Origin of the sequence: Methylobacterium gossipiicola (genome assembly GCF_900113485.1) — a bacterium.
Taxonomy (GTDB): domain Bacteria; phylum Pseudomonadota; class Alphaproteobacteria; order Rhizobiales; family Beijerinckiaceae; genus Methylobacterium; species Methylobacterium gossipiicola.
Genome location: NZ_FOPM01000004.1, coordinates 170,913 through 183,139, shown reverse-complemented (window position 1 = coordinate 183,139; position 12,227 = coordinate 170,913). Strand labels below are relative to the sequence as shown.

The following is a 12,227-nucleotide window of genomic DNA, read 5'->3' as shown; positions in this document are numbered from 1 at the left end:
GACCGTGATGGCGGCGGCCGACGAGGCCGAGCTCGTCCACATGGTGGCGACCTGCCACGCCCACGATTCGGGTCCGATTGCCCTGCGCTACCCCCGCGGCGAGGGGGTGGGCGTCGACCTGCCGGAGCGCGGCGAGGCGCTGCCCATCGGCAAGGGCCGGATCGTGCGCCGCCCCGAGGGCGCCCGGGTGGCGCTGCTGTCCCTCGGCACCCGCCTCGCGGAGGCCGGCAAGGCCGCCGACGCCCTGGAGGCCGAGGGCATCGCCGTGACGGTGGCGGATGCGCGCTTCGCCAAGCCCCTCGACGAGGCCCTGATCCTCGACCTCGCGGCGACCCACGAGGTTCTGATCACCCTGGAGGAGGGCTCGGTGGGCGGCTTCGGCGCCATGGTGCTGCACCTGCTGGCGGCCAAGGGGGCGCTCGATGCCGGCCGGGTGCGGGTGCGGACCCTGACGCTGCCCGACACCTACCAGGACCACAACACTCCCGACGCCATGTACCGCGAGGCCGGCCTCGACGCCCAATCCATCGCCCAGACCGTCCGCGACACCCTGCCCGAGCGAAAGGCCGGATCGAGCCGTCTGCGCCTCGCCTGAGCCCCGGCCCCCCTCGCCTCTCGCGTTCGCATCCCACGCACGGGGGCGAGGGTGTGACCCGGCTGCGCTTGTCCGGTGTCCGTTTCAATGACAAAAGCGCCGGGCCGACGGCCCCGGCGGCATTAGATTTTTGAACCCGCGAGAGAAATGCCACAGGCGACCCCCACCGGCCCATTCGATGCCGGCCCGGTCCTCATCACCGGTGCGAGCGGTTTCCTGGGTGCCGCCCTGGTGGACGTGTTCCGCAGGGCCGGATTTCCCGTGCGCATCATGGTGCGGGCGACCTCGCCGCGCACGAACCTGACCTGGGCCGACGTCGAGGTGGTCGAGGGCGACATGCGCGACCGCGCCGCCGTGGCTGCTGCCCTGAAGGGCCAGCGCTACCTCGTGCACGCGGCGGCCGACTATCGCCTGTGGGCGCCGGACCCGGAGGAGATCGTCGCCACCAACCGTGACGGCGCCGTCATTCTCATGGAAGAGGCCCTGCGCGCCGGAATCGAGCGCATCGTCTATACGTCCAGCGTCGCCACCATCAAGCCGCACGATGACGGTACCCCCGCCGACGAGACCCGGCCCCTGACGCCCGAGACCGCCATCGGCGCTTACAAGCGCAGCAAGGTGGTGTCCGAGCGGGTGGTCGAGGCGATGGCGGCGCGCGGCCTGCCCGTCGTCATCGTCAATCCCTCGACGCCCATCGGTCCCCGCGACGTGAAACCGACGCCCACGGGCCGCATCATTCTGGAGGCGGCGCTCGGGCGGATGCCGGCCTTCGTCGATACCGGCCTCAACCTCGCCCACGTGGACGACGTCGCGTACGGCCACCTGCTGGCCCTCCAGAAGGGCCGGATCGGCGAGCGCTACATCCTGGGCGGCGAGAACGTGCTCCTGTCGCGGATGCTCGCCGACATCGCCGGCCTGGTCGGCCGCAAGCCGCCGACCGTGAACCTGCCGCGCGCGGCGGTCTACCCCATCGCCTTCGTCTCGGAGCAGATCGCCCGCTTCACCGGCAAGGCGCCGTTCGCGACCATCGATGGCATCCGCATGTCGCGCTACCGCATGTTCTTCACCGACGCCAAGGCGCGGGCCGAACTCGGCTACACGGCCCGCCCCTACCGGGAGGGCCTGTCCGACGCAATCGCGTGGTTCCGCCAGGAGGGACGCTTGAAATGAGCGCCACCCTGCAGAACGCCACCGAGGCCCGCTCCGGCAAGGGCCACAAGGACGAGAACTTCCCCGTTGCGTCGCACCTGATCCACCCGAAGAACCGGGGGGCGATCCTCGCTTTCTACGACTTCGTGCGGGCGGGCGACGATGTCGCCGATCACGCCACCCTGGCCCCCGAGCGCAAGATCGAACTGCTCGATGCCCTCGCCGACGCGCTCACCGGCAAGGGACCGTCCGACCCCGAGGCCGAACCGCTCAAGCGCGAGCTCTCCGCAAGGGGCTTGCCGACGACCCATGCGCTGGAACTCCTCGACGCGTTCCGCCTCGATGCGCGCAAAAACCGCTATGCCGATTGGGACGAGCTCATCGCCTATTGCCGCCTCTCGGCCATGCCGGTGGGCCGCTTCGTCCTCGACGTGCACGGCGAGGATCCGCGCGTGGTCTGGGGACCGTCCGACGCCATCTGCGCCGCCCTGCAGATCATCAACCACCTGCAGGATTGCGGGAAGGATTTCGTCCGCAACGACCGGGTCTATCTGCCCGCCGAGACCCTGGCGAAGCATGGCGCTTCGATCTCCGACCTCGGGGCGGCCAAAGCCTCACCGGCCCTGCGAGCCGTCATCCGCGAACTGGCGGAGCGTACCATGGGGCTCCTCGACGAGGGGGCGGTGCTGCCCGACCTCATCGCGGATCTGCGCCTCAGCCTCGAGATCGCGGCGATTCATCGCCTCGCCGTGGTCCTGTGCCGGGGGCTGATGGAGCGCGATCCACTCTCCGAGAAAGTCCATCACGGCAAGGCGGCCTTCGCCCTCACGGCGCTCGGCGGCATCGCCACCACCCTCGCCCGGCGGCCCCTGCGGGGGCGGACCCTGCGCCGGCACGCCCTCGGAGTCCGCGCATGAGCGCCACCGCCATGCCCGACATCGCGCCGCCCGTCGACGCGCTCCCGGCGAAGTCGTCGTCCTTCTACACGGCCATGCGGCTGCTGCCGAAGGACCGGCGCGAAGCCATGTACGCCGTCTACGCCTTCTGTCGCGCCGTCGACGACGTCGCCGATGACGGCGGTCCCGCTGAAATGCGCCGGGCCGAACTCGCGCGCTGGGGCGCCGATATCGACGCCCTCTATGCCGGGCGGCCCGCGCTCCGCGTCCGCGATCTGGTCGAGCCCGTCCGCCGCTACGGTCTCCTGCGGGAGGATTTCCACGCCGTGATCGACGGCATGGCCATGGACGCGTTCGAGGACATCGTCGCCCCCGACGAGGCCACCCTCGACCTCTACTGCGACCGGGTCGCAAGCGCCGTCGGGCGCCTGTCCGTGCGTATCTTCGGGGTTCCCGAGGCCGAGGGCGTCGCGCTAGCCCATCACGAGGGCCGCGCGCTCCAGCTCACCAACATCCTGCGCGACATCGACGAGGACGCCGATCGCGGCCGCCTCTACCTGCCCCGCGAGAAGCTCGCCGCGATTGGCCTGACCGATCCGACGCCGCAGGCGGCCATCGACCATCCTCGAATCGGTGAGGTCTGTGCCGCCGTCGCCGAAGAAGCGAAAGATCATTACCGCCAGACCTGGGCGATCATCGCCCGCTGCCCGCGCAAGGTGACGAAGGCGCCTCGCCTCATGGCCGCCGCCTACCGGCTCTACCTCGATGCCGTGCTGGCGCGCGGCTGGGCCAAGCCCCGTGCCCGGGTGAAGCCCGGCAAGGCCGCGCTCCTGGCCGTCGCCCTGAAACACGGGATCGTCTGATGGTCGGCACCGTCCACGTCGTCGGCGCCGGGCTCGCCGGGCTCTCGGCCGCCATCGCCCTGGTGGAGGCCGGCCGGCGCGTGGTCGTGCACGAGGCGGCCAAGCAAGCCGGTGGGCGCTGTCGCTCGTATTACGACCCGGCCCTCGGCCTGACCATCGATAACGGCAATCACCTGCTCCTGTCGGGCAACACCTCGGCTTTGGCCTTCATGAAGACCATCGGGGCGCCGGCCGACGCCCTGACGGGACCTGCCGAAGCGGAGTTTCCCTTCGCGGATCTCAAGACCGGTGAGCGCTGGACCCTGCGCCCCAATGCCGGCCGCGTGCCGTGGTGGGTGCTGCAGGCGTCCCGCCGGGTGCCCGGGACCAAGGCGTCGGACTACCTCGCGCCCCTCGGCATCCTCAAGGCCGCCGCCGGCAAGGCGCCGGGCCAGGGCGGGACCATTGGCGAGGCCATGGCCTGCGAGGGCCTGCTCTACGATCGCTTGTGGCACCCTGTGCTCATCGCCGCCCTCAACACCGAGCCGAAGGAGAGCGACGTCGGCCTCGCCGCCACGATCCTGCGCGAGACCCTCGGCGCCGGCGGCGCGGCGAGCCGTCCCCTCGTCGCCGTGGCGGGCCTCTCGGCTGCCTTCGTCGATCCGGCCGTGGCCTATCTCGAGCGGCACGGGGCGGGCCTGCGTTTCGGGCATCGTCTGCGCAGTCTGTCGTTCGGTAAGGGCGGTGTCACCGAACTGGTGTTCAGCGACGAAACAATTGGGCTCGGGGCCGACGACGCCGTGGTTCTCGCCCTGCCGCCGTGGGTGGCGGCCGACCTGCTTCCCGGCTTGGCGGCCCCGCAGGCCTACCGCTCCATCGTGAACGCGCATTTCGCTGTGGTTCCGCCTCCCGGCGCGCCGCTGTTGCTCGGCGTGGTAAACGGACTGACGGAATGGCTGTTCGCCTATCCGGATCGACTATCCGTGACGATCAGCGGGGCCGACCGGCTTCTGGATGTGCCGCGCGAAGACTTGGGTCAGCAGATCTGGGCGGAAGTCTCGACTTTGTGCGGACTTGCGCCGGAACTGCCAAGGTGGCAGATCGTCAAGGAGAAGCGGGCGACCTTCGCGGCGACGCCCGCCGAGGCCGCGCGCCGTTCCGGCGCCGAAACGGCCCATCGCAATTGCGTCGTGGCAGGCGATTGGACGGCGACCGGTCTGCCATCGACGATCGAAGGCGCGATCCGGTCGGGTACGACCGCCGCGCAGGCGCTCGCGCGCTCTCTGGGCGCGTGCGCACAGGCACGCGCGCGCGGCGCTGCGTGAGGTATGGCGGCGGCTTTGACGGCCGGTGAGGCGAGGACGATGCGAGAGGCATTCAAGAAGGTCGAGGCGCTGCAGCGCCCCAAGACGCAGGAGATCTCCCTCGAGGATGTGGAGCGCGGCATCACGCGCGCGACACAGGCCCTGACGGCCCTCTCCCACGCCGACGGGCACCTGTGCTTCGAGCTCGAAGCCGACGCGACGATCCCGTCCGAATACATCATGTTCCACCAGTTCCGGGCCACCGAGATCAAGCCGGGCCTGGAGGCGAAGATCGGCAACTACCTGCGCCGGACGCAGGGCAAGCACGGCGGCTGGGCCCTCGTCCATGACGGGCCGTTCGACATGAGCGCCAGCGTCAAGGCCTATTACGCCCTGAAGTTCGTCGGGGATTCCATTGAGGCGCCGCACATGCGCCGCGCCCGCGAGGCGATCCTGTCGCGTGGCGGTGCCGCCAATTCCAACGTCTTCACCCGCTTCCTCCTGGCCCTGTTCGGTGAGGTGCCGTGGCGCGCCGTGCCGGTGATGCCCGTGGAGATCATGCACCTGCCGAAGTGGTTCCCGTTCCACCTCGACAAGGTTTCCTATTGGGCGCGTTGCGTGATCGTGCCCCTGCTGGTGCTCCAGGCCAAGAAGCCGAAGGCCAAGAATCCGCGCGGTCTCGGCGTTCCGGAGCTGTTCGTGACGCCGCCCGAGCATGTCCGCCACTGGCCCGGCAGCCCGCATGCGACGTGGCCATGGACGCCGATCTTCGGCGCCATCGACCGGGTGCTGCAGGGGACGCAGGATTACTTCCCGAAGAAGCGGCGTCAGCGCGCCATCGACAAGGCGGAGGCCTGGGTCAGCGAGCGCCTCAACGGTGAAGACGGACTCGGCGCGATCTTCCCCGCCATGGTGAACACCGTGCTGATGTACGACGTCCTCGGCTATCCCGCCGATCACCCGCAGGTGATGATCGCTTGCGAGGCCGTCGAGAAGCTCGTGGTGGTCAAGGAGCACGAGGCCTACGTCCAGCCCTGCCTGTCGCCCGTCTGGGATACGGCGCTCGCCGGCCACGCCCTGCTGGAGGCCGGTGGGCCGGAGGCCGAGCGGCAGGCCCGGCGCGGCCTCGACTGGCTGAAACCCCTCCAGGTTCTCGATATCGTGGGTGATTGGGCGGCGGGCCGTCCGAACGTGCGGCCCGGCGGCTGGGCGTTCCAGTATGCCAACCCGCATTTCCCGGACCTCGACGACACCGCCGTCGTGGTCATGGCCATGGACCGCGCCACCCGTCAGCACGGCCTCGTTGCCGACGTCCCGGATTACGCCAATGCCATCGCCCGCGCCCGTGAGTGGGTTGAGGGCCTGCAGTCGAGCGATGGCGGCTGGGCGGCGTTCGACGCCGACAACAATCACCATTACCTCAACCACATCCCGTTCTCGGATCACGGCGCACTGCTCGATCCGCCCACCGCCGACGTCACGGCGCGCGTGGTGTCCATGCTGGCCCAGCTCGGTGAGACCCGGGACAGCTCGAAAGCCCTCGACCGCGGTGTCGCCTACCTCCTCGCCGATCAGGAGGAAGACGGTTCGTGGTACGGCCGCTGGGGCATGAACTTCATCTACGGCACCTGGTCGGTTCTCTGCGCCCTCAACGCGGCCGGCGTTGATCCGGCCTCGGCGGAGATCCGCAAGGCCGTGGCCTGGCTCATCGGCATCCAGAATCCGGATGGTGGTTGGGGCGAGGACGCCTCGTCCTACAAGATCGATCCGGCCTTCGAACCCGGCTATTCGACGGCGTCGCAGACCGCTTGGGCGCTCCTCGCCCTCATGGCGGCTGGCGAGGCCGACGATCCGGCCGTCGTGCGGGGCATCAATTACCTCACCCGTACGCAAGGGCCGGACGGCTTCTGGTCAGAGGAGCGCTACACCGCCACCGGCTTCCCGAGGGTGTTCTACCTGCGCTACCACGGCTACCCAAAATTCTTCCCCCTCTGGGCGATGGCGCGGTTCCGCAACCTCAAACAGTCGAACTCACGGACCGTCGCGTTCGGGATGTAGAACGCGACCTCTCGGCCCGCTCGCCTATTTTGTGGGCCGCTCTCCCCTACTCGAGGGGAGTCCCTCGTCTCGCGGATCGTCCATGCTCCCCGTCCTCGCCGTCACCGGTCTCGCCAAGGAGGCGCGCCTCGCCGCTGGGCCGGGCGTCGCGGCCATCGGGGCCGGCGGTGATCCGCAGCGTTTGCGCACCCTCCTCGAGACACGCGATCCACCAGCCTGCCGCGCGGTGGTGAGCATCGGCATCGCGGGTGGTCTTGCGCCCGATCTCGCGGCGGGTGACGTCGTCATCGCCTCGGAAATCGTCGCCGGAGAGCGGCGCCATCCGGCCGATCCCGCCCTCGTCGAGGCCCTGATGACCCGGCTCGCCGATCTCGGCGGCTTTGCCCGTCGCGCGACCGTCGCGGGCGTCGAAGCTGCTGTTCTGACAGTGGCCGACAAGGCGAGCCTTCATGCCCGAACGGGGGCCGCCGCGGTCGATATGGAATCTCATGTCGCCGCTGACTTCGCGGCGCGGCACGGCCTGCCATTCGCGGCGCTTCGGGTCGTGTGCGATTCGGCCGACCGGGCGATTCCAGCCTTCGCGGCGCAGGCGCTCAAACCCAACGGGGAGCCTGATATCGTGGCGGTGCTCACCGCCCTCCTGCGCGATCCGCGCCGGATCGGACCGCTCATGCATCTCGCCCGCGATTCGGGGCGCGCCTTCGCGACTCTGACGCGATGCCGGCCCCTCCTCGGCCCGGGCCTCGGTGTTCCGTAATGGATGGCAACAAAACCGACGAAAAGCCCCGCGTCACGGAATGTGGCGCGGGGCTTTTCGTATCGGGACGTGCGGCACCGGACAGGCCGGCGCCGAAAGCGGATCAGGCCGCCGTGCGCTTGCGCGCTTCCTGCTTCGTGTCGACGCCCGAAGCTTTGATCTCGGAAAGCTTCTGCGCGACGTTGCGCGAGAACACGAACTCGGCCGGACGCTGCTTGTCGAGGCTGATCTCCGGAGCCATGGCGCCCTCGGTCTTGATGCCCGTGATGGCATGGATCAGCGGCTTCCAGGGCTTACGCACGGAATCGACCACCGAGGACGCCTCGTAGCCCGAATGGACCATGCAGTCGGCGCACTTCTCGTAGTTGCCGGTGCCGTAGGAATCCCAGTCGGTCTCCTCCATCAGCTCCTTGAAGGTGGCGGCGTAGCCTTCACCCAGGAGGTAGCAGGGCTTCTGCCAGCCAAACACCGTCCGGGTCGGGTTGCCCCACGGGGTGCAGTGGTAGGTCTGGTTGCCGGCCAGGAAGTCGAGGAACAGGCTCGACTGCTGGAAGGTCCACTTCTCGCGGCCCTTCTCCTTGCCGTGGCGGAACACGCCGCGGAACAGCTCCTTCGTCGCCTTGCGGTTGAGGAAATGCTGCTGATCGGGCGCGCGCTCGTAGGCATAACCCGGCGACACCGTGATGCCGTCGATGCCCATGCGGGTCACCGAATCGAAGAAATCGGCGATCTTGTCGGCGGAGGAGTTGTTGAAGAACGTGCAGTTGATGGTGACCCTAAAGCCCATCTCCTTCGCCTTGGCGATGGCGGCCACGGCCTTGTCGTAGACGCCACGCTGGCAAACGGAGTTATCGTGCATCTCCTTGTCGCCGTCGAGGTGGATCGACCAGGTGAAGTACGGGCTCGGCTTGTACTCCTTGATCTTCTTCTCGAGGAGCAGCGCGTTCGTGCACACGATCGCGAACTTCTTCTGGGCGATGATGCCCTCGACGATCTGCGGCAGGTCCTTGTGCAGCAGTGGCTCACCGCCGGCGATCACGACCACCGGTGCACCGCACTCGCGCACGGATTCGAGGGCGTCAGCCACCGGCAGACGCTTGTTGAGAATCTCGTCCGGATAATCGATCTTGCCACATCCGGCGCAGGCGAGATTGCAGCGGAACAGCGGTTCCATCATCATCACGAGCGGGTAGCGCTTGCGACCGGTGAGGTGCTGTTTCAGGATGTAGCCGCCAATCTTCGCGACGTACCGAAGGGGAATACCCAAGACGTGGCTCCTTGTTGCTGGCCCCGACGTATCGGGCTGCTTAGCGTGAAAAAAATCGAAATTCCAGCGACCTAGATTGGAACCGCTCCGAAACGCGGCTCAACGATCCGAGGATATGCGCATTTCCGGGGCCGTGGGATAATCCGGCCACAGGGCCATCGTCGCGCGGATTCGAGTCAGGTCGCGAGCGGTGCGGACAAGCGTCCGCACCATCGGATCGGAACATGAAGACCCAGGATCGTGGGTTTTCTGGGGCGGCCGGGCTGATCGGCGCTTTTTCCTAAGGCCGAGCCGTGCCGGGGTCGACCGGCTTGCCGTCAAGGTCCTCGGGCCGTGACGCACTGCGAAATGGCATCGGACGACGTCGTGCCCAGGAAAAAACCGCCTCTCGTTGCATTCCGGACGCAGGCCCCTTACTGAGCCCCATGGAACGATGGTCCGTCGTGCATCGTCTCGCTGCGTCGAGTCGAGCCGCCGCCCTCTGCCGGATGGAGCCTCGCATTCGTGGATCGTGGCGACAGGTGAGACCGCAGAGGCGGATTCGGAGCGATCCGCACGGTCCGGCCCGTCGTTCGGTGGTCCCGGACCTGGCCGAGCTCGACCGGATCACATCGCACAAGCAGGCAGGATACCCGTGATCGAACGGATCGTCGCGTTTTCCGTCCAGCGCCGCTGGCTGGTCATAGCCCTGGTCGCCCTCGCCACCGTCGTGAGCGCCGGCATGGCCGCGCACCTGTTCCGCATCAACACCGATGTGGAACGGCTCATCGACAAGGACGTGCCCTGGCGCCAGGACGAGATCGCCTACGAGAAGGCGTTTCCGCAGCGGACCGGAACCCTCGTGGCCGTGATCGACGGCCAGACTCCGGAGGAGGCCGAAGAAGCCGCCGCCAACCTTGCCAAGGCCCTGGCCGAACGCAAGGACGCCATCGAGACCGTCTATCGCCCGGATGGCGGACCGTTCTTCGAGAAGAACGGCTTCCTTCTGCTGTCGCCGCCGGAGCTGACCAAGACCACGGAACAGCTCGTGCAGCAGCAGGGGCTCCTCGGCCCGCTGGCCGCCGACCCGTCCCTGCGCGGTGTCATGCGGGTCCTCGGCCTCGGCGCCCGGGGCGTCAAGAGCGGCGATGCGAAGCTCGAGGACCTCGATCGGCCGATGAGCCAGATCGACGAGACCCTGCGCAAGGTTCTCGCCGGCGAGCCGGCCCGCCTCTCGTGGCAGACGCTCCTGTCGAATGGCAAGCTGAAGAGCACGGATCTTCGCAAGTTCGTGATGATTCAGCCGGTGCTGGACTACAACGCCCTCCAGCCCGGGGCCATGGCGACGGCGGTGGTGCGCCAGGTCGCCGACGGCCTGAAGATCACCAACGGCGACTACAAGGGCGACAGCGGCGTGCGCATGCGCCTCACCGGTCCCGTGGCCGTGGCCGACGACGAGTTCGCGACCCTCGCGGAGGATGCGGGCCTGAACTACAGCATCACCACCGGCGCGATCGTGCTGTTCGTCTGGCTCGCCGTGCGCTCGGCCTCCCTGGTCGGCGCTGTGCTCCTGACCACCTTCGCGGGCCTGACGGTGACGGCGGCCATCGGACTCCTGATGGTGGGTGAACTGAATCCCATTTCCGTCGCCTTCGCGGCCCTGTTCGTGGGACTCGGCATCGATTTCGGCATCCAGTTCGCGGTGCGATACCGCGCCGATCGATTCGAGCAGCCGGATCTGCCGTCCGCCCTGCGCGCCGCCGCGCGCGGGGTCGGCTGGTCCCTGACCCTCGCCGCCATCTCGCTGATCGCCGGTTTCTTCGCCTTCCTGCCCACGGCGTTCCGGGGCGTGTCCGAACTCGGCCTCATCGCCGGCGTCGGCATGATCGTGGCCTACCTGTTCTCGCTCACCCTGCTGCCGGCGCTCATCGCGGTGTTCAAGCCGAAGATGGAAGCGAAGGCCGTCGAGACCACTTGGATGGCGGGTGTCGATGAGTGGATCATCGAGCATCGCAAGCCCGTGCTCATCGCCGTCGCGCTCATCACGGTGGCGGGCATCCCCCTGCTGTTCAAGCTGCCGTTCGATTCCAACCCGATGCACCTGCGCAGCCCGAAGGTGGAATCGATCGCGACCTATCTCGACCTGACCAAGGACCCGGAGACGAGCCCGAACGTCATCGAAGTCCTAGCGCCCTCCGTCGAAGCGGTGCCGGCGCTGGCCGACAAGCTGACGAAGCTGTCCGCCGTCGCCGAAATCATCGACATCGACACCTTCGTGCCGCCGGATCAGGATCAGAAGCTCGCGATCATCGCCGACACGGCCCAACTCCTCGGCCCGATCCTCAATCCGAGCCGCAAGCCCCCGCCTCCCACGGATGCGGAGAACGTGAAGGCGATCAAGGACACGGCCGCAGCCCTACGGACCCTGAACGGTGCCGCGGCCGCGAAGCCGGCCATCGCCCTGGCCGGCACCCTCGATGCCCTCGCGACGGCGCCCGTCGCCATCCGCGAGGCCGCGAGCGTTGCCTTGACGACGGACCTCAAGACCCTGCTGACGCGCCTGCGCGATCTGCTGAGCCCGCAGAAGATCACCCTGGCCAACCTGCCGCCGAAGCTGAAGGCCGAATGGGTCGCCGCCGACGGTCGGGCGCGCATCGAGGTGCATCCGAAGGGCAATTCCAACGACAACACGGTGCTGCGCAGCTTCGCCAAGGAGGTGCAGACCGTGGCGCCGCATGCCACGGGCGCGCCCATCGCCACCACCTCGTCGAGCTACACCATCCTGGGTGCCTTCGTGCAGGCGGCCCTCACCGCCCTGGTGCTGATCTTCGTCATCCTGTCGGTGGCCCTGCGCAAACCCTGGGATGTGGCGATGACCCTCGGGCCCCTGGTGCTCGCCACCCTTTGGACCCTGATGGCGCTTCACCTCGTCGGTATGCCGCTCAACTTCGCCAACATCATCGCCATGCCGTTGATGCTCGCCGTGGGCGTGGCCTTCCACATCTACTACGTGATTGCGTGGCGGGCGGGCGTGGTCGACATGCTGGCCTCCAGCCTGACCCGGGCGATCTTCTTTTCCGCCCTCACCACCGGGACCGCGTTCGGCTCCCTCGTACTGTCGAGTCATCCCGGCACCGCCAGCATGGGCAAGCTCCTCGCCCTGTCGCTGTTCTTCACCCTGGTGGCGGCGTTCTTCGTGGTGCCGGCCTTCCTCGGTCCGCCGCCGAAGCAGCCCGATCCGAAGCGCCCCGAAGGGGACGGTGCCGTACCGCCGGACCTCGCGGCCAAGCGATCGCCTGAAGCGATCGCGGTGAAATAGGCTGGATCGCTCCCGCCGAACGCAGAACGGGCGCGGAGACATCCGCGCCCGTTCTGCGTTC

The 12,227-nt window shown here is 68.3% G+C and carries 9 protein-coding genes; 8 read left to right on the top strand and 1 reads right to left on the bottom strand.

Translation table 11 applies throughout. From position 1 onward, the window contains the following. The 7 genes from BM249_RS05120 to BM249_RS05090 all read left to right on the top strand — a co-directional run. A partial coding sequence (locus tag BM249_RS05120; protein ID WP_280142646.1) for a transketolase C-terminal domain-containing protein occupies positions 1-595 on the top strand: 595 nt, incomplete at its 5' end. A gap of 147 nt (positions 596-742) precedes the next feature. Continuing rightward, positions 743-1,765, top strand: coding sequence for a hopanoid-associated sugar epimerase (gene hpnA / locus BM249_RS05115; RefSeq protein ID WP_091969606.1), 1,023 nt, complete (start codon positions 743-745; stop codon positions 1,763-1,765). Continuing rightward, positions 1,762-2,661: a squalene synthase HpnC gene (gene hpnC / locus BM249_RS05110; RefSeq protein ID WP_091969603.1), complete on the top strand. Its 900-nt coding sequence runs from the start codon at positions 1,762-1,764 to the stop codon at positions 2,659-2,661. The genes hpnA and hpnC overlap by 4 nt, the downstream gene beginning before the upstream one ends. Next, complete coding sequence (hpnD, locus tag BM249_RS05105) at positions 2,658-3,503, top strand: presqualene diphosphate synthase HpnD (RefSeq protein ID WP_091969601.1); 846 nt, start codon at positions 2,658-2,660, stop codon at positions 3,501-3,503. The genes hpnC and hpnD overlap by 4 nt, the downstream gene beginning before the upstream one ends. Next, on the top strand, positions 3,503-4,807 hold the full coding sequence (gene hpnE, locus BM249_RS05100) for a hydroxysqualene dehydroxylase HpnE (protein WP_091969599.1): 1,305 nt from the start codon (positions 3,503-3,505) through the stop codon (positions 4,805-4,807). Before hpnD ends, hpnE begins: the two co-directional genes overlap by 1 nt. A 39-nt stretch (positions 4,808-4,846) precedes the next feature. Next, the gene (shc, locus tag BM249_RS05095; protein ID WP_091969597.1) at positions 4,847-6,844 is read left to right on the top strand and encodes a squalene--hopene cyclase; all 1,998 of its coding nucleotides are present in this window, start codon (positions 4,847-4,849) and stop codon (positions 6,842-6,844) included. 82 nt (positions 6,845-6,926) lie between these two features. Beyond that, positions 6,927-7,601 carry a phosphorylase gene (locus BM249_RS05090; protein ID WP_091969595.1) on the top strand — a complete coding sequence of 225 codons (675 nt, stop codon included), beginning with the start codon at positions 6,927-6,929 and terminating at the stop codon, positions 7,599-7,601. A 103-nt stretch (positions 7,602-7,704) separates the two neighbouring features. On the opposite strand, the gene hpnH is transcribed toward BM249_RS05090, so the two are convergent. Beyond that, positions 7,705-8,868, bottom strand: coding sequence for an adenosyl-hopene transferase HpnH (gene hpnH, locus BM249_RS05085; protein ID WP_091969593.1), 1,164 nt, complete (start codon positions 8,866-8,868; stop codon positions 7,705-7,707). Positions 8,869-9,502: 634 nt separating this feature from the next. On the opposite strand from hpnH, the gene BM249_RS05080 reads away from it, so the two are divergent. Further along, positions 9,503-12,166, top strand: coding sequence for an MMPL family transporter (locus tag BM249_RS05080; protein WP_091969591.1), 2,664 nt, complete (start codon positions 9,503-9,505; stop codon positions 12,164-12,166). Positions 12,167-12,227 lie beyond the last annotated feature (61 nt).